This window comes from Pseudomonas fluvialis (assembly GCF_002835605.1).
Lineage (GTDB): Bacteria > Pseudomonadota > Gammaproteobacteria > Pseudomonadales > Pseudomonadaceae > Aquipseudomonas > Aquipseudomonas fluvialis.
On record NZ_PIYS01000018.1, the window covers coordinates 148,342 to 169,462 of the forward strand.

The 21,121-nt window shown below is 62.0% G+C and carries 19 protein-coding genes; 8 read left to right on the plus strand and 11 right to left on the minus strand.

Translation table 11 applies throughout. The features are described 5' to 3' along the window. The first annotated feature begins 77 nt into the window (after positions 1-77). Positions 78-707, plus strand: coding sequence for a TRAP transporter small permease (locus tag CW360_RS10420; RefSeq protein ID WP_093984512.1), 630 nt, complete (start codon positions 78-80; stop codon positions 705-707). After that, the gene (gene dctM, locus CW360_RS10425; RefSeq protein WP_101193660.1) at positions 704-1,987 is read left to right on the plus strand and encodes a C4-dicarboxylate TRAP transporter large permease protein DctM; all 1,284 of its coding nucleotides are present in this window, start codon (positions 704-706) and stop codon (positions 1,985-1,987) included. The genes CW360_RS10420 and dctM overlap by 4 nt, the downstream gene beginning before the upstream one ends. Positions 1,988-2,057: 70 nt before the next feature. Here dctM and CW360_RS10430 read toward each other — a convergent pair whose 3' ends face one another. From CW360_RS10430 to CW360_RS10445, 4 genes are all read right to left on the minus strand, one after another. Then, positions 2,058-2,999 carry an SdiA-regulated domain-containing protein gene (locus tag CW360_RS10430; RefSeq protein ID WP_374380911.1) on the minus strand — a complete coding sequence of 314 codons (942 nt, stop codon included), beginning with the start codon at positions 2,997-2,999 and terminating at the stop codon, positions 2,058-2,060. Positions 3,000-3,040: 41 nt separating this feature from the next. Continuing rightward, entirely contained in the window at positions 3,041-3,937 is an 897-nt protein-coding gene (locus CW360_RS10435) for an SdiA-regulated domain-containing protein (protein ID WP_101193661.1), read from the minus strand. Positions 3,938-4,012: 75 nt separating this feature from the next. Further along, a complete protein-coding gene (locus tag CW360_RS10440) occupies positions 4,013-4,678 on the minus strand; it encodes a fumarylacetoacetate hydrolase family protein (protein ID WP_101193662.1) in 666 nt (221 codons plus the stop codon). Between the two features lie 153 nt (positions 4,679-4,831). Then, a complete protein-coding gene (locus CW360_RS10445; protein ID WP_101193663.1) occupies positions 4,832-6,226 on the minus strand; it encodes an FAD-binding oxidoreductase in 1,395 nt (464 codons plus the stop codon). Between the two features lie 187 nt (positions 6,227-6,413). Between CW360_RS10445 and serA the strand changes: the two genes are divergently transcribed. Then, a complete protein-coding gene (gene serA, locus CW360_RS10450) occupies positions 6,414-7,643 on the plus strand; it encodes a phosphoglycerate dehydrogenase (protein ID WP_093984507.1) in 1,230 nt (409 codons plus the stop codon). A gap of 59 nt (positions 7,644-7,702) precedes the next feature. Here the strand turns inward: serA and CW360_RS10455 are convergent, their stop codons facing one another. The 4 genes from CW360_RS10455 to trxA form a co-directional block, all read right to left on the minus strand. Continuing rightward, a complete protein-coding gene (locus tag CW360_RS10455; protein WP_101193664.1) occupies positions 7,703-8,674 on the minus strand; it encodes a 2Fe-2S iron-sulfur cluster-binding protein in 972 nt (323 codons plus the stop codon). Between the two features lie 37 nt (positions 8,675-8,711). Further along, on the minus strand, positions 8,712-10,178 hold the full coding sequence (gene ubiD, locus CW360_RS10460) for a 4-hydroxy-3-polyprenylbenzoate decarboxylase (protein WP_101193665.1): 1,467 nt from the start codon (positions 10,176-10,178) through the stop codon (positions 8,712-8,714). A gap of 149 nt (positions 10,179-10,327) precedes the next feature. Further along, positions 10,328-11,587, minus strand: a complete 1,260-nt coding sequence (gene rho, locus CW360_RS10465) for a transcription termination factor Rho (RefSeq protein ID WP_093984504.1) — start codon at positions 11,585-11,587, stop codon at positions 10,328-10,330. Positions 11,588-11,814: 227 nt separating this feature from the next. Continuing rightward, entirely contained in the window at positions 11,815-12,141 is a 327-nt protein-coding gene (trxA, locus tag CW360_RS10470) for a thioredoxin TrxA (RefSeq protein ID WP_093984503.1), read from the minus strand. A gap of 219 nt (positions 12,142-12,360) precedes the next feature. Here trxA and ppx point away from each other — a divergent pair, with 219 nt between their 5' ends. After that, entirely contained in the window at positions 12,361-13,863 is a 1,503-nt protein-coding gene (gene ppx / locus CW360_RS10475; RefSeq protein ID WP_101193666.1) for an exopolyphosphatase, read from the plus strand. Here the strand turns inward: ppx and ppk1 are convergent, their stop codons facing one another. Both ppk1 and hemB read right to left on the minus strand, forming a co-directional pair. Then, complete coding sequence (ppk1, locus tag CW360_RS10480) at positions 13,864-16,065, minus strand: polyphosphate kinase 1 (RefSeq protein ID WP_101193667.1); 2,202 nt, start codon at positions 16,063-16,065, stop codon at positions 13,864-13,866. Between the two features lie 88 nt (positions 16,066-16,153). Further along, positions 16,154-17,170, minus strand: a complete 1,017-nt coding sequence (gene hemB, locus CW360_RS10485) for a porphobilinogen synthase (RefSeq protein WP_093984501.1) — start codon at positions 17,168-17,170, stop codon at positions 16,154-16,156. Positions 17,171-17,356: 186 nt separating this feature from the next. On the opposite strand from hemB, the gene elbB reads away from it, so the two are divergent. Both elbB and CW360_RS10495 read left to right on the plus strand, forming a co-directional pair. Continuing rightward, positions 17,357-18,016: an isoprenoid biosynthesis glyoxalase ElbB gene (elbB, locus tag CW360_RS10490; protein ID WP_101193668.1), complete on the plus strand. Its 660-nt coding sequence runs from the start codon at positions 17,357-17,359 to the stop codon at positions 18,014-18,016. Between the two features lie 39 nt (positions 18,017-18,055). Next, on the plus strand, positions 18,056-18,526 hold the full coding sequence (locus tag CW360_RS10495) for a thioesterase family protein (RefSeq protein ID WP_093984499.1): 471 nt from the start codon (positions 18,056-18,058) through the stop codon (positions 18,524-18,526). Between the two features lie 52 nt (positions 18,527-18,578). Here CW360_RS10495 and CW360_RS10500 read toward each other — a convergent pair whose 3' ends face one another. After that, complete coding sequence (locus CW360_RS10500; RefSeq protein ID WP_101193669.1) at positions 18,579-19,031, minus strand: YaiI/YqxD family protein; 453 nt, start codon at positions 19,029-19,031, stop codon at positions 18,579-18,581. 288 nt (positions 19,032-19,319) lie between these two features. Between CW360_RS10500 and CW360_RS10505 the strand changes: the two genes are divergently transcribed. Together CW360_RS10505 and CW360_RS10510 are read left to right on the plus strand one after the other, a co-directional pair. Continuing rightward, entirely contained in the window at positions 19,320-20,708 is a 1,389-nt protein-coding gene (locus CW360_RS10505) for a COG3014 family protein (protein ID WP_101193670.1), read from the plus strand. A 13-nt stretch (positions 20,709-20,721) separates the two neighbouring features. Then, positions 20,722-21,114 (plus strand): YcfL family putative periplasmic lipoprotein, encoded by a 393-nt coding sequence (locus CW360_RS10510; RefSeq protein WP_101193671.1) that lies wholly within the window; start codon positions 20,722-20,724, stop codon positions 21,112-21,114. The last annotated feature ends 7 nt before the right edge of the window (positions 21,115-21,121 follow it).

Here is a 21,121-nt window from a genome sequence, read left to right on the forward strand (position 1 = left end):
CAGGCCTTGCGGCCAATCGACGGGGCAGGCCGAGTGCCGGCCTGCCCTGCCCGTCCCTGCATTGCGGAGAACCGACCATGAACGCCTTGCGGCGCGCCTGGGAGCACTTCGAGGAAGGCTTCATCGCCTTTCTCCTGGCGACCATGACGCTGATCACCTTCGCCTACGTGATCCTCAACAACTTCTACACCCTGTTCTACTGGCTGGGTGACTACTTTGGCGGCCATGAAGCGCTGCTGGCCATCGGCGATTTCATTCTCGACCTGGCACAGGCCATGACCTGGAGCAACGCGCTGACCAAGGCCCTGTTTGGCTGGCTGATCTTCTTCGGCCTGGCCTATGGCGTACGCACCGCCGGACACATCGGCGTGGACGCGCTGGTCAAGCTGGCCCCGCGCGGCATACAGCGCTGCATCGGGGTGCTGGCCTGCCTGTGCTGCCTGGGCTATGCCGGGCTGATTGCCCTGGGCAGCTATGACTGGGTGCGCACCCTGTTTATCGCCGGCATCGGTGCCGAAGACCTTGGCCACTTTGGCGTCATGCAGTGGCAGATCGCGCTGATCGTGCCCTTCGGTTACGCCATGGTGTTTGTGCGCTTCTGCGAAATCCTCGTGCGCATCCTGCGTAACCAGCAGACCGGCCTGGGCCTGGCTGACGAAGCCGCCGATGCGTTGAAAATCAACGAGCACGAGGAGGCCAAGCCATGACCGTGCTGTTTTTGTTCCTCCTGCTATTCCTGCTGATGTTCATCGGCGTGCCGATCGCTGCCTCCCTGGGGCTGGCCGGCTCGATCACCATCATGCTGTTCAGCCCCGACTCGGTCCGTTCGCTGGCCATCAAGCTGTTCGAGACCAGTGAGCACTACACCCTGCTGGCCATTCCATTCTTCCTGCTGTCTGGTGCCTTCATGACCACTGGCGGCGTGGCCAAGCGCCTGATCGACTTCGCCAACGCCTGTGTCGGACATATCCGTGGCGGCCTGGCGATTGGCGCGGTGCTGGCCTGCATGCTGTTCGCCGCCCTGTCCGGCTCATCGCCGGCCACCGTGGCCGCGGTGGGCTCGATTGCCATCGCCGGCATGGTGCGTTCCGGTTATCCGCAGGCGTTCGGCGCCGGCATCGTCTGCAATGCCGGCACCCTGGGCATTCTCATCCCGCCATCGATCGTCATGGTGGTGTACGCCGCCGCCACCGAGCAGTCGGTGGGCAAGCTGTTCATGGCCGGGGTCATTCCCGGGATCCTGCTCGGTGTGGCACTGATGCTGGCGATCTATATAGTCGCCCGGGTCAAGAAGCTGCCGGCACTGCCGCGTGCCACCCTGCGTGAATGGCTGAGCGCAGCACGCAAGGCGATCTGGGGCTTGCTGCTGATGGTGATCATCCTCGGCGGTATCTACACCGGCATGTTCACCCCCACCGAAGCAGCCGCCGTGGCGGCGGTCTATGCCGCCTTCGTAGCCATTTTCGTCTACAAGGACATGCGCCTGCGGGAAACCCCGCGCGTGCTGCTGGAGTCTGGCAAGCTGACCATCATGCTGATGTTCATCATCGCCAACGCCATGCTGTTCGCCCACGTGCTGACCACCGAGCAGATCCCCCAGCAAATCACCGCCTGGGTCGTCGAACTGGGCCTGCAGCCCTGGCAGTTCCTGCTGGTGGTGAACATCGTGCTGCTGCTGGCCGGCGCATTCATGGAACCGTCGGCGATCATCCTGATCCTCGCGCCGATCCTGTTCCCCATCGCCGTGCAGCTGGGCATCGACCCCATCCACCTGGGCATCATCATGGTGGTGAACATGGAAATCGGCCTGATCACCCCGCCCGTGGGGCTCAACCTGTTCGTCACCTCGGCCGTCACCGGCATGCCCCTGACCTCGGTGATTCGCGCCGCCTGGCCATGGCTGATGCTGCTGCTCAGCTTCCTGCTGATCATCACCTATATTCCCGCGGTATCCCTGGGCCTGCCCGCGCTGCTGGGTATGAACTGAAGCCACGCGTCGCGCGTGCGACGCTATTCTCCAGCCCGGCCATGTGCCGGGCTTTTTTATCCCAGGCGCCTCAGTTTGCCGTAGCCTGCTCAGGCTTGCTGAAGCGGTAGAACAGGTTGGGTTCGCTGACCAGATACAAGTTGCCCTGCTCGTCGCTGGCCAGCCCCTCAGCCTGCGGCACACTGCGCTGCAGACCATGACGGCCGCGCAACAGGGACAGACTGCTGACCGGCTTGCCCTGGCTATCCAGCTCCAGAATCAGCCGCGACTCGTCAGAGAGCACCAGCAGGTGCCCGGTGCTACGGTCATGATCAAGACTCGACAGGTCGCGCAGGAACAGCCCGGCATCACGGCGCGGGTCACTGTTGACCTCCAGGCTCAGCGGCAACTCACGCTGCACATGGGGAAAACCGACGATTTCGAAAATCCGCACCGGATCACGCTCCTTGGCTACCCACAGGCGCTCGCTGCTACTGTTCCAGGCCAGCCCCTCGAAGCCCTTGTTGCCGTTGCGCCCCAACCCCAGCGCCAGCTGTTGCAGGCCGTTGGCATCGAGCAGGCGGGTATGTTCATCGATAAACACCTTGACCAGGCGCTGCTCACGCTCATCGGCAATCACGAAAATACCCGGCTGGATGTACTCGATGGCTTCCGGATCACCAAAGCCACGTAACTCGATAATCCGTTTGAGCTGGCCATCCAGGCTCAGTTCGACCACCCGCGCCGGCTTGTTGGTCACGCTGAACAGGCTGCGCCGCTGCGGATCGTAGGTCAGCGCCGACAGGTCGCTGAGCCCTGCTACCGGCTGCGCCTCGATAACCACCTGATAGTCACCCAGCCACAGCGAACGCTCCCGCCACTGCGCGGCATTGCGCCACTCCTGCACACTGAACCAGGCCCGCTCGAACAACCGGTAATGCTGGGCAAGCCCCACCAGCAGCAGGCTCAGACCGAGCAGAACGACAAGGCGAATCGGCTTGTTCATGGTGGGGTAGAGCTCCAGGCTGGTCATCCGCCAAGCGTTATAGCGGACGCAGCTGAAGCGAAACTGAATCAGCGCTTGCGCAGTACATAGAACAGGTTTGGCTCACTGACCAGGTAGATGGTGCCGTCCTCGTCCATGGCCACACCTTCGGCCTGGCCAATGCTGAACTTCAAGCCGCGCTGCCCGCCCAGCAAGCTGATGAAGCTGACCGGCTGTCCCGCGGCGTCGAGCTCCAGCAGCAGGCGCGACTCGTCGGATAACACCAGGGTGTGGCCGGTACGCAGGTCGTAGGTCAGCGATGACAGATCACGCACGAACAGATGCCCAGCATGCAACCGCTGCAAGGCCCCGGGCGCACCGTCCTCACCTGGAAAGGGCAGGCTGAACAGGCCCAGTGGCTCACGCTCCTTGGCCAGCAGCAGGCTTTGCGTACGCGGATTCCAGGCCATGCCCTCGAAGCCCTTGTTGCCAGCTGAAGCAAAGCCCAGGTCATAGCCCGGCCAGTCGGCAGCATCAATTTCCCGGGTGGCGGCGGATAGCTCGAAGACCACCAGCTGGCGCCGCCGTTCATCGACGATGCCCAGGCGATTGGCACCCAGCACCTCGACCGCTTCCGGGTCGGCAAAGCCGCGCAACCTAATGCGGCGCAGCACATCACCCTGGCGGGACAGTTCGACCAGCAGCGGATTACGTCCGGTCACGGTGAACAGGGTGCCGGTAGCCGGATGGTAGGTCAGCCCCGAGGTCTCATCCTCCTCCAGGCCCTGCAACGGTTTGCCATCGATTACCGCATGGTAATCCGGCAACCAGATCGCGGCAGCCCGCTCGGCCGGGGTACTGCGCTGCTGCTGCAGCCAAAACAGGCCACGGTCATCCCAGTGCATGTAGCCGGCCAGTGCCGTACCACCCAGCAACGACAACAGCAGCAGCAAACGCCCGCGATAGCGACGTAATACAGGAAACATCCAACCACCCGTTCAGGCTACAGAGCGTTTCAGACCCACCGGGAGAGGCGCTGGTTCCCTGGCACTACGCAACACTCAGCGGACGCGACAGGTAAATCCACTGAGTCCGGGCAACTCAATGTGCAGTTGCTCGCCACTGTGTAACGGGCCAACCCCGGCCGGCGTGCCGGTGGACACCACGTCGCCGGCTTGCAGGCTGAAGTGCGCAGCGATGTGCTGGATCAGCGGGATAATCGGGTTGAGCATGTCGCGACTGTTGCCGTCCTGGCGAAGCTGACCATCGACGGACAAACGAATGCCGATGTCCGTCACATCCTCCACGGCATCGGCCGCCACGAAGGGTGCCAGCACGTAGGCGCCGTCGAAGCTCTTGGCCAGCTCCCAGGGCAGGCCCTTTTCCTTCAGTTTGGCCTGTACGTCACGCAGGGTCAGGTCCAGTGCCGGGGCGTAGCCGGAGATGGCATCACGCACCTCTTCTTCGCTCGGCTTTTTCGACAGCGGCTTGCCGATCAGCACGGCGATCTCCGCCTCGAAGTGCACGGCGCCGCGCTCCTGCGGGATGGCAAAGCTGTCATCCATGGGCACGGTGCAACTGCCCGGCTTGATGAACAGCAGCGGCTCGCTGGGGATCGGGTTGTTCAGCTCGGCGGCATGCTCGGCGTAGTTGCGGCCAACACAGACCACCTTGCCCAGCGGGTAGTGGATCGGCGTGCCGTCGGTGTACTGGTGCTGGTAACTCATTGCGGCTTCTCCAATTGCGGGGCGCAGTTTAAAGCGTCGCGGGCGAAGGCCAGGCTAGGCGGCAGAGCCGGGAAAAAGCGCAGTTGGCTGTAGCCAATGAGCATTTTCCCGGTTACGCCAACAACGCCTGGTGCGCGTAAGCCCGCAGTAGCTTTAAACCGGGAAGATTTTGCCGGGGTTCATAATGCCGTTCGGATCGAACACCGCCTTGACCGCCTTCATGTAGGCGATTTCCGCCTCGGAACGGCTGTAGTGCAGGTAGTCGCGCTTGGTCATGCCCACGCCGTGCTCGGCACTGATCGAGCCGTTGTACTTCTGCACGGTCTCGAACACCCACTTGTTCACCGTCGCGCACTTGGCGAAGAACTCGTCCTTGGACAGGTTCTCCGGCTTGAGAATGTTCAGGTGCAGGTTGCCGTCGCCGATATGGCCGAACCACACCACTTCGAAGTCCGGGTAGTTTTCCTCAACGATGCGGTCGATATCGTGGAGGAACGCCGGCACCTGGCTGACAGTCACCGAGATGTCGTTCTTGTACGGCGTCCAGTGGCTGATGGTTTCCGAGATGTACTCGCGCAGCTTCCACAGGTTCTGCAGCTGCTGCTCGCTCTGGCTCATCACGCCATCGAGTACCCAGCCCTGCTCGACGCAGTGCTCGAAGGTGGCCAGTGCCGCGTTGGCGACCTCTTCGCTGCTGGCCTCGAACTCCAACAGTGCGTAGAACGGACAATCGGTCTCAAAGGCCGGCGGCACATCGCCGCGCGCCAGCACCTTGGCCAGGGCTTTGTCGGAGAAGAACTCGAAGGCGGTCAGGTCCAGCTTGTTCTGGAAGGCATGCAGTACCGGCATGATCGAATCGAAGTCCGGGGTTCCCAGGACCATCGCGGTAAGATTCTGCGGCGCCCGCTCCAGACGCATGGTCGCCTCGACAACAAAGCCCAGGGTGCCTTCGGCGCCGATGAATAGCTGGCGCATGTCGTAGCCGGTGGCGTTCTTGATCAGGTCGCGGTTCAGTTCCAGCAGGTCGCCAGTGCCGGTGACGACCTTGAGGCCGGCCACCCAGTTGCGGGTCATGCCGTAGCGGATCACCTTGATCCCGCCGGCATTGGTGCCGATGTTGCCGCCAATCTGGCTGGAGCCGCTGGAAGCAAAGTCCACCGGGTAGTACAGACCCTTGTCCTCGGCGAACTGCTGCAGCTGCTTGGTCACCACGCCTGGCTGGCAGACCACGGTGCGGTCGTACTCGTTGAAGGCGAGGATCTGGTTCATGTAGTCGAAGGACACCACCACTTCACCGTTAGCCGCCACCGCGCCGGCAGACAGCCCGGTACGCCCGCCGGACGGCACCAGGGCGACCTTGTGCTGGTTGGCCCAGCGCACGATGGCCTGCACCTGCTCGATGCTCTTGGGAAACACGATGGCCAGCGGCGCCGGCGCGAAGTGCTTGGTCCAGTCCTTGCCATAAGCCTGCAGGGAATCGGTGTCGGTCAGCACCTTGCCCGGTTCAACCAGGCTCTTCAGCGCTTCGATCAGGGCGTTGTCGGTCATCTAGGGAACTCTCAAAGGATTCATGGTCACCCTGAGCACGCTTCATCGGCCAAGGCTGGGTATTTCGGAGGGCTCCTATGCTAGCATACGCCCCCCGCGAATCACGCCAGCAGGCCGATATCGGCGGGTCGCAGACGCCTGCCAGCGCCTGCCCAGACTCACTTCCAGCGCGACCACAGGTATCCCGATGAGCAAGACCTCTCTCGACAAGAGCAAGATCAAGTTCCTTCTCCTCGAAGGCGTACACCAGAACGCCGTCGACACCCTGAAGGCGGCCGGTTACAGCAACATCGAGTACCTCAAGGGCGCGCTGTCCGGTGACGAACTGAAAGAAAAGATCGCCGATGCCCATTTCATCGGTATCCGTTCGCGCACTCAGCTGACCGCCGAGGTCTTCGACTGCGCCAAAAAGCTGGTTGCGGTGGGCTGCTTCTGCATCGGCACCAACCAGGTTGACCTGAATGCGGCTCGCGAGCGGGGCATCGCCGTATTCAACGCGCCCTACTCGAACACCCGTTCGGTAGCCGAGCTGGTGCTGGGCCAGGCCATCCTGCTGCTGCGCGGCATCCCCGAGAAGAACGCCTCCTGCCACCGTGGCGGCTGGATCAAGTCGGCGGCCAACTCCTTCGAAATCCGCGGCAAGAAGCTGGGCATCGTCGGCTACGGCTCCATCGGCACCCAGCTCTCGGTACTCGCCGAAGCGCTGGGCATGCAGGTGTTCTTCTACGACGTGGTCACCAAGCTGCCGTTGGGCAACGCCACGCAGATCGGCAACCTGTATGACCTGCTGGGCATGTGCGACATCGTTTCCCTGCACGTTCCGGAACTGCCGTCCACCCAGTGGATGATCGGCGAGAAGGAAATCCGCGCCATGAAGAAGGGCGGCATCCTGATCAACGCCGCCCGCGGCACCGTGGTCGAACTGGACCACCTGGCCGCCGCGATCAAGGACGAGCACCTGATCGGTGCGGCCATCGACGTGTTCCCGGTCGAGCCGAAGTCCAACGACGAAGAGTTCGAAAGCCCGCTGCGCGGCCTCGACCGGGTGATCCTCACCCCGCACATCGGTGGTTCCACCGCCGAAGCGCAGGCCAACATCGGCCTGGAAGTCGCCGAGAAGCTGGTCAAGTACAGTGACAACGGCACCTCGGTGTCCTCGGTCAACTTCCCCGAAGTGGCCCTGCCGTCGCACCCGGGCAAGCACCGCCTGCTGCACATCCACCAGAACATCCCTGGCGTGATGAGCGAGATCAACAAGGTGTTCGCCGACAACGGCATCAACATCTGCGGGCAGTTCCTGCAGACCAACGAGAAGGTCGGCTACGTGGTGATCGACGTGGACAAGGAATACTCCGACCTGGCGCTGGAGAAGCTGCAGCACGTCAACGGCACCATCCGCAGTCGCGTGCTGTTCTAACAGCCGTTGCCGCAACGAAAAAGGGAGGCCCGCAGGCCTCCCTTTTTTATGCCCGCTGCTCAGTCGCGGGGCGCATAGTCGAAGACATCAGCCTGCATCTGCTCACGCTGCATACCCGCCGCCAGCAGCGCATCGAGGGTCGCATAGACCATGCCGGGCGAGCCACTGGCATAGACCTGCAAGCCACGAAAGTCTGCAAAGTCGGCGCACACCGCCTCGTGCAGCAAACCCTGGCGCCCCGCCCAGGCGGGATCGTCACTCACCACCTGATGCACGCGCACCTGCCCACTGGCCTGCCACGCCGCCAACGCCGGCAGCGCATAGAAATCCGTCGCCTGACGCACGCCCCAATACAGATGAATGGGCTGCGTCCAGCCCTGGGCCAGGCTATGCGCCACCAGACTGTGCATTTGCGCCAGGCCGGTGCCCGCGGCAATCAGCAACAGTCCCGCAGGGGCTGGCTCGCGCAGCTGCACGCTGCCCATCGGCAACTGTACGGACACCGTACCCTGCTGCTGGAGCTGGGCGAGCAGCTGCCGGGTGCTCTCTTCGCGCACCAGAATGTGCAACTCCAGTTCACGCCCCTGATGCGGCGCCGAGGCGATCGAGAAAGCCGCCATGTCACCATCGGCGCGCTCGACCAGCAGATACTGCCCGGCGTGGTAGCGCAGCGGCTTGCCTGCCGGCGCCCGCAACTGCACACGGTAGACATCGCCACCCAGTGGCTCGCAACCCAGCACCTGGCAGGCCAGGCGACGCACCGGCAACTCCCCGGGTGCCAAAACGCCCTCCCAGTGCAGGACACAATCTTCTTCGGGTACCGCCAGGCAGGAAAACACTTCGCCCTGCTCCAGCGACTGCCCGGCTTGGCGAATACGCCCATTGACCAGCAGGGCCGCGCAAATCCGGCAATTGCCGTTGCGGCAGCTTTGCGGACACTCGACACCCTGACGCCGGGCGGCGTCGAGGATGCGTTCGCCCTGTTCGACCTGGAGAACCAGGCCGGAGGGCTGGAGGGTTACTTTAAGCACTGTCTAGAACTCTTCTTACAACGCGTGGCGTATGACTTCAGTCTAGGCCCAGCTCGGCCCACAGCGCGTCCACACGCTGTACGGTAGCCGCATCACGCTCGATGCAGCGCCCCCACTCGCGACTGGTTTCGCCAGGCCATTTATGGGTGGCATCCAGGCCCATCTTGCTGCCCAGGCCGGAGACCGGCGAAGCGAAGTCCAGGTAGTCGATCGGCGTGTTGTCGATCATCACCGTGTCGCGCTTGGGGTCCATGCGCGTGGTGATGGCCCAGATCACGTCGTTCCAGTCGCGGGCATTGATGTCGTCGTCGGTGACGATGACGAACTTGGTGTACATGAACTGGCGCAGGAAGCTCCACACGCCGAGCATCACCCGCTTGGCATGCCCCGGGTACTGCTTCTTCATGGTCACCACCGCCATGCGGTACGAGCAGCCTTCGGGCGGCAGGTAGAAGTCGGTGATCTCCGGGAACTGCTTCTGCAGGATCGGCACGAACACTTCGTTCAACGCCACGCCGAGGATCGCTGGCTCATCCGGCGGCCGCCCGGTGTAGGTGCTGTGGTAGATCGGCTTGCGCCGCTGAGTGATGCGCTCGACGGTAAACACCGGGAAGGTATCGACCTCGTTGTAGTAGCCAGTGTGATCGCCATAGGGGCCTTCCGGCGCGGTCTCGCCCGGATAGATATGCCCTTCCAGGACGATCTCGGCACTGGCCGGCACCTGCAGGTCGGAGCCGATGGCCTTGACCAGCTCGGTCTTATGGCCGCGCAAGAGACCGGCGAAAGCGTACTCGGAGAGGGTATCCGGCACTGGCGTCACAGCACCGAGAATGGTCGCCGGATCGGCACCCAGCGCCACGCACACCGGGTAGGGCTTGCCGGGAAACTTCTCGCACCAGTCGCGGAAATCCAGGGCGCCGCCGCGATGACTGAGCCAGCGCATGATCACCTTGTTGCGACCGATCACCTGCTGGCGGTAGATGCCAAGGTTCTGCCGCTCCTTGTGCGGACCCTTGGTGATGGTCAGTCCCCAGGTGATCAACGGCGCCACATCGCCCGGCCAGCAGTGCTGGATCGGCAGCTGGTCCAAGTCGACATCGTCGCCTTCGATGATTTCTTCATGGCAGGGCGCATCCTTGAGCACCTTCGGCCCCATGGCCAGGACCTTCTTGAAGATCGGCAGCTTGCTCCAGGCGTCCTTCAGGCCCTTGGGCGGCTCGGGCTCCTTGAGAAAGGCCAGCAACTTGCCGATTTCGCGCAGCTCGGAGACATCCTCGGCGCCCATGCCCAGCGCCACGCGCTTGGGCGTGCCGAACAGGTTGCCCAGCACCGGAGTAGCGAACCCGGTGGGGTTCTCGAAGAGCAGCGCCGGCCCGCCCTTGCGCAGGGTGCGGTCGCAGATTTCGGTCATTTCCAGCACCGGCGAAACCGGCACGGCAATACGCTTGAGTTCACCGCGCTGTTCCAGACCGCGGATAAAGTCGCGAAGGTCGCGATACTGCATGCTTGAGCCTCTCGGGGGGCGCGCAAAAAGGCCTGACGTTAGCGCCAAAGGCCTGAAGTTTAGCGCCGAAGTCGGCTATTCAGAAGAAGGCAGACATGACAAGGCCGGGTTGCCCCGGCCTTGCTGGGTGAAACGGGCAACCCTGAGGATTACTTGCGCTTCATCGACAAGAAGAACTCGTCGTTGGTCTTGGTGTCCTTGAGCTTGTCGAGGAGGAACTCAATGGCGGCAATTTCGTCCATCGGATGGAGGATCTTGCGCAAAATCCACATGCGCGACAGCTCTTCCTCGCCGGTCAGCAACTCCTCACGACGAGTACCCGACTTGTTGATATTGATGGCCGGGAACACACGCTTCTCGGAAACACGGCGATCAAGGATCAACTCCATGTTGCCGGTGCCCTTGAATTCCTCGTAGATCACTTCGTCCATCTTCGATCCGGTTTCCACCAGCGCGGTGGCGAGGATGGTCAGCGAGCCGCCTTCCTCGATGTTGCGCGCAGCACCGAAGAAACGCTTGGGTTTTTCCAGGGCATGGGCATCGACACCACCGGTGAGCACCTTGCCGGAGCTCGGGATCACCGTGTTATAGGCACGCGCCAGACGGGTGATCGAGTCGAGCAGGATGACCACGTCCTTCTTGTGCTCAACCAGGCGCTTGGCCTTCTCGATGACCATCTCGGCAACCTGCACGTGACGGGTCGGCGGCTCGTCGAAGGTCGAGGCAACCACTTCACCGCGTACGGTGCGCTGCATCTCGGTCACTTCTTCGGGGCGCTCGTCGATCAGCAGGACGATCAGATGACAGTCAGGATTGTTGCGCGTGATGTTGCTGGCAATGTTCTGCAGCATGATGGTCTTGCCCGCTTTCGGCGGGGCGACAATCAGGCCGCGCTGGCCCTTGCCGATCGGTGCGCACAGGTCGATCACGCGGCCGGTGAGGTCTTCCTTGGAGCCGTTGCCGGCCTCCATGGTCAGGCGCTCGTTGGGGAACAGCGGCGTGAGGTTCTCGAAGAGAATCTTGTTCTTGGCGTTTTCCGGACGATCGAAGTTGATCGAGTCGACCTTGAGCAGGGCGAAGTAACGCTCGCCTTCCTTGGGCGGACGGATCTTGCCGACGATGGTGTCACCGGTACGCAGGTTGAAGCGGCGGATCTGGCTGGGCGAGACATAAATATCATCCGGGCCGGCCAGGTAGGAGGAGTCCGCGGAACGCAGGAAGCCGAAGCCATCCTGGAGGATCTCCAGCACACCGTCGCCGGAGATCTCTTCACCGCTTTTCGCGTGCTTCTTGAGCAGGGCGAAGATGATGTCCTGCTTGCGCGAACGGGCCATGTTTTCCAGACCCATCTGGTCGGCCATGTCCAGCAGTTCGGCAATCGGCTTTTGCTTGAGTTCGGTCAGATTCATAGGAATGACGTAGGTAGGGGCATTAAGCGTTGGGCTTGGACAGCCGTGGCCGGAAAGAGGGCGACAGGATCGCGATGCTTACGGAAGGAATGCGTCGGCGACGGCTTGCGGGAACCGCAGCGAGAAGTGCGGCTGCCCGGAATGTAGCATCCTGTAAAGGAATGCGTCCAGCCTGAGCTGGAAAAAAGCCGCAATGAACTTGCGGCTTTAGGCGAAACCCCTGCGAATTACAGGTTGGCGTCGAGGAAAGCAGCCAGCTGCGACTTGGACAGCGCACCGACCTTGGTCGCTTCGACATTGCCATTCTTGAACAGCATCAGGGTCGGGATACCGCGCACACCAAACTTCGGCGGGGTAGCCTGATTCTCATCGATGTTCAGCTTGCACACCTTGAGACGCCCCTGGTAGTCCTTGGCGATTTCATCCAGGACCGGCGCAATCATCTTGCACGGGCCACACCATTCGGCCCAGTAGTCGACCAGCACCGGGCAATCTGCATTGATCACATCGGCCTCGAAACTGGCGTCACTGACGTTGGTGATGAAGTCGCTCATGGATAGTCTCCGTGGTCGGAAGCAATAAAAGTGGTCGCTATCATAGCCGTCATTGCCAGGCACCGAAAGCGCCTCTGTCAGCCACCCCGCAACGCCGGCCATGACGCCCCGCGACGCTGGCAAGTAGGCATTTGGTCGCAGTGGCTGTCATATTTCTTTGATTGGCGAGGCTGCCCGTGCGTGGCACGATGGTAGCCAAGTTCCGAGGAAAGTCCCCTGATGCCGCATACCCCAGCCAGCAATTTCCCGTTGATCGCCGCCATTGACCTGGGTTCCAACAGCTTCCACATGGTCATGGCCACGGTCACCCATGGCGAGCTGCGCATCCGCGAACGCCTGGGCGAGAAGGTACAACTGGCCGCCGGTATCGATGAACAGCGCCTGCTCAGCGAAGACGCCATGCAGCGCGGGCTGGACTGCCTGCGCCGCTTCGCGCAACTGACCTGCAACCTGCCCGAAGGCGCCGTTCGCGTGGTCGGCACCAACGCGCTGCGCGAGGCGCGCAATCGCGGCGAATTCATTCGTCGTGCCGAAGCGATACTTGGCCACCCGGTGGAGGTCATCTCCGGCCGCGAGGAAGCCCGCCTGATCTACCTGGGCGTATCGCACAGCATCGCCGACACACCAGGCAACCGCCTGGTCGCCGACATTGGCGGCGGCAGTACCGAGTTCATCATCGGCCAGCGTTTCGAGCCACTGATCCGTGAAAGCCTGCAAATGGGCTGCGTCAGCTATACCCAGCGCTATTTCCGCGACGGCAAGATCACCCCGGCACGCTACGCCCAGGCCTACACGGCAGCCCGCCTGGAACTGATGGGCATCGAACATGCCCTGCGGCGCATCGGCTGGCAGGACAGCGTAGGCGCCTCCGGCACCATCAAGGCGGTCGGCCTGGCCACCCAGGCGGCCGGACTGAGCAACGCCGAAGTCACTCTGGAAGGGCTGGCCTGGCTCAAGCGCAAGTTATTCAAGATAGGTGAAACCGAGAAGCTCGACATCGACGGCATCAAGCCGGATCGGCGCAGCATCTTCCCGGCCGGCCTGGCCATCCTGGAAGCCATCTTCGACGCTCTGGAACTGCAGCGCATGAGCCATTCCGAAGGTGCGCTACGCGAAGGCGTGCTCTACGACCTGATTGGTCGCCACCACCACGAAGATGTCCGCGAACGCACCCTCAGCGCCCTGCAGGAGCGCTACCACGTCGACCTGGAGCAGGCCGCGCGCGTTGAAAGCAAGGCCCTGGAAGCCCTGGAGCAGGTACGTCAGGCCTGGCAGCTCGATGACGAGTGGCACCGCGACTTGCTGGTATGGGCCGCGCGGGTTCACGAGATCGGCCTGGATATTGCCCACTACCAGTACCACAAGCATGGTGCCTACCTGATCGAGCACTCCGACCTGGCCGGCTTCTCACGCCAGGATCAGCAAATGCTCGCTCTGCTGGTGCGCGGCCATCGCCGCAACATTCCACGCGACAAGCTGGCCGAGTTCGGCGACGAGGCGATCAAGCTGGTGCGCCTCTGCGTACTGCTGCGCTTTGCCATCCTGTTCCACCACATCCGTGGCCATCAGGAGATGCCCAAGGTGGAATTGCAGGTGACCAGCAGCAGCCTGGAAGTGCACTTCCCCAGCGGCTGGTTGGAAGCCAACCCGCTGACCCAAGCCGATTTCGCTCAGGAAGCCGAGTGGCTCAAACGCATCGACCTGGAGCTCAAGATCAGCTGATCAACGCACGCTGACCAGCGGGCTGCCGAGCCGCTCCAGCAGGCTCTGCTGGGCGTTGCGCGGGTTCTGGTTGCCGGTGGGTTGCAGGCGCGCGTAAGTACCATCACTGTTCAGCAGCCAGGCCTGGGTGTTGTCGGTCAGGTAGCTTTCCAGCTCCTTCTTGACCCGCGTGATCAACTTCTTGCCTTCCACCGGGAAACAGGTCTCGACCCGCTTGTCGAGGTTGCGCTCCATCCAGTCGGCGCTGGACAGGTAGAGCTTCTCCTCGCCGTCGTTGAGGAAGTAAAAGACCCGCGTGTGCTCCAGGAAGCGGCCGATGATCGAACGCACCTGGATATTGTGCGACACCCCGGGCACCCCCGGACGCAGGCAGCACATGCCGCGCACCACCAGATCGATGCGCACCCCGCACTGGCTGGCCTTGTACAACGCGCGAATGATCTTCGGATCGGTCAGCGAATTGAACTTGGCGATGATATGCGCCGCCTTGCCTTCCTGGGCCAGGGCGGTTTCCCGGGCGATCAGGTCAAGCAGGGTCTTCTTCAGGGTAAAGGGCGCATGCAGCAACTTCTTCATGCGCAGGGTCTTGCCCATGCCGATCAACTGGCTGAACAGCTTGGCAACGTCCTCGCACAGCGCATCATCGGAGGTCAGCAGGCTGTAGTCGGTGTACAGCCGGGCGTTACCGGCGTGGTAGTTGCCAGTCCCCAGATGCGCGTAACGAGTGATCTCACCGTTCTCACGGCGCAGGATGAGCATCATCTTGGCGTGGGTCTTGAATCCCACCACGCCGTAGATCACCACCGCACCAGCCGCCTGCAGGCGGCTGGCCAGGGCCAGGTTGGACTCCTCATCAAAGCGCGCACGCAGTTCGATCACCGCCGTGACCTCCTTGCCGTTGCGCGCCGCTTCGACCAGCGCATCGACGATCTCCGAGTTGGCCCCGGAGCGATACAGGGTCTGCTTGATGGCCAGCACATGCGGGTCCTTGGCCGCCTGACGCAGCAGATCGACCACCGGCGTGAAAGACTCGAACGGGTGCAGCAACAGCACGTCCTGCTTGCTGACCACCGAGAAGATGTTCTCGCTGCTTTGCAGCATCTTCGGAATGGTCGGCGTGAACGGCTTGTACTGCAGCTCGGGATGGCTATCCAGGCCAGTAATACTGAACAGGCGGGTCAGGTTGACCGGCCCGTTGACCTGATACAGCTCGTTCTCGCCCAGGCCGAACTGCTTGAGCAGGTAGTCGGTCAGGTGACGCGGGCAGTTGTCGGCCACTTCCAGGCGCACCGCATCGCCGTAGCGGCGGGCGAACAGCTCGCCGCGCAGCGCACGCGCCAGGTCCTCGACATCCTCGGCGTCCACCGCCAGGTCGGCGTTACGGGTCAGACGGAACTGGTAGCAGCCCTTGACCTTCATGCCCTGGAACAGGTCATCGGCATGCGCGTGGATCATCGACGACAGAAACACGAAGTTGTCGCCCGCGCCGCCCACCTCGGCCGGCACGCGAATCACCCGCGGCAGCAGGCGCGGCGCCGGGATGATGGCCAGGCCGGAGTCGCGCCCGAAGGCATCCACCCCTTCCAGCTCGACAATGAAGTTGAGGCTCTTGTTGACCAGCAAGGGAAACGGGTGGGTGGGATCGAGGCCGATGGGGGTAATGATCGGCGCGATCTCGTCGCGGAAATAACGACGTACCCAGGCCTTGAGCTTGGTATTCCAGTGCCGGCGACGAATGAAGTTAATCTGGTGCTTGGCCAACTCGGGCAACAGGATGTCGTTGAGGATGGCGTACTGGCGATGCACCTGTTCGTGGGCCAGCTCGCTGATCCGCGCCAGCGCCTGGTGCGGCTGCAGGCCATCGGCCCCTGCCTGCTCGCGGGCAAAGGTGATCTGCTTCTTCAGGCCGGCCACGCGGATCTCGAAGAACTCGTCGAGGTTGCTGGAAAAGATCAGCAGGAACTTCAAGCGTTCCAGCAGCGGGTAGGACTCGTCCAGCGCCTGCTCCAGCACGCGGATGTTGAACTTGAGCTGGGAGATTTCACGATGGATGTACAGGCCGCTGTCATCCAGCCCGGGGATCACCGGCACGGGTTCGCTGACTACGGCAACCTCCTGCGGCGCAGGCGCCAGCAGCTCGGCCTCGGCGACGGCCGGTTCAGTGGACGACGGTGGGGTTTCGAGCGGTTCGGCACTGTTCATCGCAAGGCAAGTCCTGTGTGGGGCCGGGCCCCTTGTTGTCATGGGCGGCGGCGCAGCCGTCACGGGCTGCGCCTTGCAGCACGCGACTTCAGGCGTCCGTCTGACGCAAAAGTTCCGCAGCACGCACCGCAAAGTATGTGAGTATGCCATCGGCGCCAGCGCGCTTGCAGGCCAGCAGCGACTCGAGAATCACCGCTTCGGACAGCCAGCCGTTCTGGATGGCAGCCATGTGCATGGCGTATTCGCCACTCACCTGATAAACGAACGTCGGCGCCTGGTAGGCTTCCTTGACCCGCCAGAGAATGTCCAGATAGGGCATGCCCGGCTTGACCATCACCATGTCGGCACCTTCGGCCAGGTCGGCCGCCACTTCATGCAGGGCTTCGTTACCGTTGGCCGGGTCCATCTGGTAGGTAGCCTTGTTGCCCTTGCCGAGGTTGGCCGCCGAACCCACCGCATCGCGGAACGGTCCGTAATAGGCGCTGGCGTACTTGGCCGAGTAGGCCATGATGCGCACATTGGGGAAATCGGCCAGCTCCAGCGCCTCGCGAATCGCCTGGATACGCCCGTCCATCATGTCCGAAGGCGCCACCACCTGGGCACCGGCTTCGGCATGCGACAGCGCCTGCTTGACCAGCGCGTCCACCGTGACGTCATTGAGCACGTAGCCCTGCTCGTCGAGGATGCCGTCCTGGCCATGGGTCGTGAAGGGATCCAGGGCCACGTCGCTCATCACTCCCAGCTCGGGAAAGCGCGCACGCAGGGCGCGGATGGCGCGCTGGGCGATGCCTTCGGGGTTCCAGGCTTCCTCGGCGAGCAACGACTTCTTGTCCAGCGGCGTTACCGGGAACAGCGCCAGCATGGGAATACCCAGCTCGACCCAGCGCTCGGCTTCCTGCAGCAGCAGGTCGATGGACAGCCGCTCGACGCCCGGCATCGAGGGCACCGCTTCACGGCGGTTCTCACCGTCGAGGACAAACACCGGGAGGATCAGGTCATTGCAGGTCAGCACGTTCTCGCGTACCAGGCGGCGCGAGAACTCATCACGACGATTGCGACGCAGGCGGGTGGCAGGAAACAGGCGATTGGCGGGAGTAATGCTCACAACAGGCTCCAGAACCCGCGAGGCGGGCGAGTTTGACGGTTATACCGGGGCATTATGACCAATTGGTGACAGGCGTGACCTGATCAGGAACAACTCAACAGCCGACCGCCTCGTGCAAGGCTCGACGCTGGCCAGCGCAGGGAGTAAAACAGCGGGGTTCATCATGCCTTTGCTGAGGAGCCTAGCATGCACAAGAAAGTCGCCGTGATTCTCTCCGGCTGCGGCGTCTATGACGGCGCGGAAATCCATGAAAGCGTGATCACCCTGCTGCGCCTCGATCAACGCGGCGCGCAGGTACAGTGCTTCGCGCCCAACGTGCCGCAACTGCACGTGGTCGACCACTGCAGTGGCGACGAAATGGACCAGCAGCGTAACGTCCTGGTGGAAGCCGCACGCATTGCCCGCGGCAACATCAAGGATGTCCGCGAACTGCACGTTGGCGAGTTCGATGCGCTGATCATGCCCGGCGGCTTTGGCGTGGCGAAGAACCTCTCGGACTTTGCCATCAGCGGCGTGCATTGCCAGGTCCAGGCCGATGTACAGGCGGCCGTGCAGGCCTTTGCCAAGGCCGGCAAGCCGGTCGGCCTGATCTGCATCGCCCCGGCGCTGACCGCCAAACTGTTCGGCCCGGGTGTCACCTGCACCATCGGCAACGACCATGACACCGCCGCGGCCATCGCCCAGATGGGCGCCGTGCACCAGGAGTGCCCGGTCGACGAGATCGTCGAGGACAGCACGCACAAGCTGGTCAGCACCCCGGCCTACATGCTCGCCCAGTCGATCAGCCAGGCCGCCGCCGGCATCAACAAGCTGGTCGACCGCGTACTGGAACTCACCCAGCAGTAAGGCAGCGCCGCCTGCGGGCCGTGCAGACAGGAGAGCAGCATGACCCAGAATCACTTTGTGCTGACCGAGGACATCCAGCAGGCGGTGCGGGCCTTCTTCACCCGCATCCCGTTCAACCAGTTCCTCGATATCGAGATCGACGAACTGAGCCTGGAACGGGTGACCATGCACCTGCCGATGAAGCCCGAGCTGATCGGCAACTACGTGCAAGGCATCCTGCATGGTGGCGTCATCGCCACGCTGCTGGATGTCACCGGCGGTGCCATGGCGCTGATTGGCGCCATGGACCGGCACCAGCACCTGAGCACTCATGAGCGCATGAGCAAGCTGGCCAAGCTCGGCACCATCGACCTGCGCGTCGATTACCTGCGTCCCGGTCGCGGCCAGCGTTTCACCGCCTGCGCCAGCCTGCTGCGCTCGGGCAACAAGGTCGCCGTGGTGCGCAGCGAACTATTCAACGAGGAAGGTTTGTTGGTCGCCGTAGGCACCGGAACCTACCTGTGCGGCTAAGCCGTGCAGCGCGTCGCGTGTGGCATGACGCCAGGCAGCACCGTGCTGTTCGCTAGCGGCGACTCAGGCGGGTGAGCAGGCGATCCAGCGCATTGGCAAAAGCCTGGCGGTCCTTGTCGCTATAACTGGCCTGACCGCCCCCCATCTGCCCCTGCTCACGCAACTCGGTGAACAGATTGCGCGTGGCCAGCTTGTCGGCCATGTTGCGCTCGTCGAACTCACGGCCCCGCGGATCGAGCGCCGCCACCCCCTTCTTCACCAGCCGCGCAGCCAACGGAATATCGCTGCAGATCACCAGTTCGCCAGGGGCGGCATGCTCCACCAGGTAGTCATCCGCCGCATCGGGGCCACTCGGCACCACCACCAGCTTCACACAGGCGAAATTCGGCCGGGCTACCGCCTGGCCAGCCACCAGCACCACCTCTAGGCCGCGCTTGAGGGCAAACTTCACCAACTGATCGCGGGCCAGCCGCGGACAGGCATCGGCATCGATCCAGACACGCATGAAAATCACCTAAAAAAGCAGCAAGCAGCCTGCAGAGCAGGCTGACACACAAATCAAGAGGCATTATCTACCCGACAACCATGGCGGCAAAACGATGACAAACGGCCATCATTTTGCCTGCCCACAATCTATAATGCGCATCTCACCATTTTTACCTAAACGGTATTTTGGCCTGGGCGAAAGCTTCAGGTTGGCAGGGTAGCCACAAGCCATACATGCCAATGAACCTTCGTGATACCAGGCAACATGCCTGGCATAGCCCTTTGTTATTGGACAGGTATTCGGCTTATGAAACTCTTGCCCATTACGGCACTCATGTGTGGCGTACTGCTTCTCAACGGCTGCGCTGCTTTCCGTAGCTATGAAAGCGAGCTGACGCAAACCAACCAGTATCTGCAAGCCGGTGATGTGGACTCGGCAATCGCCTTACTCGAAAAAAACAACAGCGGTGAAGACAAGGATCTTCTCTACTTTCTGGAAAAAGGCGAACTGCTGCGGAGCAAGGGTGATATTCAGGGCAGCCTGACAACCTGGAGCCAGGCTGACCGCACCGTGGTTGAATGGGAAGAATCGGTACGCGCCGACCCAGGCAAGTACCTCAGCGAATTTGGCAGCCTGCTGGTAAACGATCGCGTACGGCGCTACGAAGGTTATGACTATGAAAAAGTCATGCTCACCACGCAAATGGCGGTCAATCATCTCGCGCAAGGCGATTTTGAAGCTGCACGCATAGAAATTAAAAAAACGCATGAGCGCGAAGCGGTCATCGCCGAACTGCGTGACAAGGAATACCTGCAGCGCGAAGAAGAAGCAGAAAAGCAGGGTATTACTGCTCAGTTAAAAGACCTGCAGGGCTACCCCGTCGAGTCACTCAATGCGCCGGAAGTTGTAAACCTCAAGAACAGCTACCAGAGCGCTTTCAGCCACTACTTGTCCGGCTTTGTTTATGAAGCGCTAGGCGAACCAGGCCTGGCAGCCCCCGGCTATCGCAAAGCGATCGAACTGCGCCCTGAGTCACCCATGCTTGAGCAGGCATTACTTGATCTGGACGCATCTGATAAGCGCGATACCGAAGAAAGTGATGTGTTGCTGATCGTGCAGACCGGTTTGGCACCGGCGCGCAATTCGATTCGCATACCACTCCCCATACCCACCAGTAATGGCCTAATCATCGCCCCCCTATCCTTCCCAGTGATAGAAGCAGATCAATCAACCGCCCCCCAAGGGTCGATCAACATAAATGATCAGGCGTTTACTCTCACTGAACTGAACAACACTACCCAAATGTCAAAACGCGCACTGCTGGATGACATGCCCGGCATCATCCTGCGCACCAGTATCCGTGCAGCAACCCGCAGCGTGGCGCAAAAGCAGCTAAACGACGTCAACCCGCTGGCCGGTCTGGCCATGGGCCTGGCCTCTGCGGTCACCGAGGGCGCCGACGAACGTACTTGGCGCACCCTGCCCGACAGCACGCAGATCGTTCGTCTGCGCCTGAAGAAAGGCGAACACCAGCTGACACTGCAGAGCGGCCAGCAAATTCAACTGGCTATCGAGCAGGACCATGAAGTCATACCATTGCGCCTGATCGGCAACCAGGTCTTCAGCAGCAGCGATGCTGCGCAAATCATCGTGCCCGCAGCGGAACAAAGCCTGGCCCAGGCCAGCACTTTATAAAAGGAGTTTCAGAATGCTACGCCCATTAACCCTCGCAATTGCCCTATCGCTCCTGGCAGGCTGCACGACTACCGCACCAGCCCCCGGCAGTGCCGCCAGCAAAATTGTCTCGCTAGGCAGCATGGAACATATTGAAGTTGGCGCCATGCGGGTTGCACGTGAAAACGGCTTCCTCACTGTAAAGGTGCAACTGACCAACAGCAGCCACAAGAACAAATCCATGTACTACCGCTTTGCCTGGCTCGGCGATGACGGTTTTCCGGTGGCCGATGAGGAGAGCTGGAAAAGTCTGACGCTGTATGGCACGCAAACCAGCTACCTACCGGCTATTGCCCCGGTTCCCCAAGCCACCGACTTCCGCCTAGAAGTACAAACGCCCGAAAACAACGTCAATCTATTCCGCTAAGAGAAAT

Bases quoted from the DNA above. Each gene is read 5' to 3' on its own strand.
- CW360_RS10420 (WP_093984512.1), top strand. From the start codon at position 78: ATGAACGCCTTGCGGCGCGCCTGGGAGCACTTCGAGGAAGGCTTCATC.
- dctM (WP_101193660.1), top strand. From the start codon at position 704: ATGACCGTGCTGTTTTTGTTCCTCCTGCTATTCCTGCTGATGTTCATC.
- CW360_RS10430 (WP_374380911.1), bottom strand. From the start codon at position 2,999: ATGACCAGCCTGGAGCTCTACCCCACCATGAACAAGCCGATTCGCCTT.
- CW360_RS10435 (WP_101193661.1), bottom strand. From the start codon at position 3,937: ATGTTTCCTGTATTACGTCGCTATCGCGGGCGTTTGCTGCTGCTGTTG.
- CW360_RS10440 (WP_101193662.1), bottom strand. From the start codon at position 4,678: ATGAGTTACCAGCACCAGTACACCGACGGCACGCCGATCCACTACCCG.
- CW360_RS10445 (WP_101193663.1), bottom strand. From the start codon at position 6,226: ATGACCGACAACGCCCTGATCGAAGCGCTGAAGAGCCTGGTTGAACCG.
- serA (WP_093984507.1), top strand. From the start codon at position 6,414: ATGAGCAAGACCTCTCTCGACAAGAGCAAGATCAAGTTCCTTCTCCTC.
- ubiD (WP_101193665.1), bottom strand. From the start codon at position 10,178: ATGCAGTATCGCGACCTTCGCGACTTTATCCGCGGTCTGGAACAGCGC.
- rho (WP_093984504.1), bottom strand. From the start codon at position 11,587: ATGAATCTGACCGAACTCAAGCAAAAGCCGATTGCCGAACTGCTGGAC.
- trxA (WP_093984503.1), bottom strand. From the start codon at position 12,141: ATGAGCGACTTCATCACCAACGTCAGTGACGCCAGTTTCGAGGCCGAT.
- ppx (WP_101193666.1), top strand. From the start codon at position 12,361: ATGCCGCATACCCCAGCCAGCAATTTCCCGTTGATCGCCGCCATTGAC.
- ppk1 (WP_101193667.1), bottom strand. From the start codon at position 16,065: ATGAACAGTGCCGAACCGCTCGAAACCCCACCGTCGTCCACTGAACCG.
- elbB (WP_101193668.1), top strand. From the start codon at position 17,357: ATGCACAAGAAAGTCGCCGTGATTCTCTCCGGCTGCGGCGTCTATGAC.
- CW360_RS10495 (WP_093984499.1), top strand. From the start codon at position 18,056: ATGACCCAGAATCACTTTGTGCTGACCGAGGACATCCAGCAGGCGGTG.
- CW360_RS10500 (WP_101193669.1), bottom strand. From the start codon at position 19,031: ATGCGTGTCTGGATCGATGCCGATGCCTGTCCGCGGCTGGCCCGCGAT.
- CW360_RS10505 (WP_101193670.1), top strand. From the start codon at position 19,320: ATGAAACTCTTGCCCATTACGGCACTCATGTGTGGCGTACTGCTTCTC.
- CW360_RS10510 (WP_101193671.1), top strand. From the start codon at position 20,722: ATGCTACGCCCATTAACCCTCGCAATTGCCCTATCGCTCCTGGCAGGC.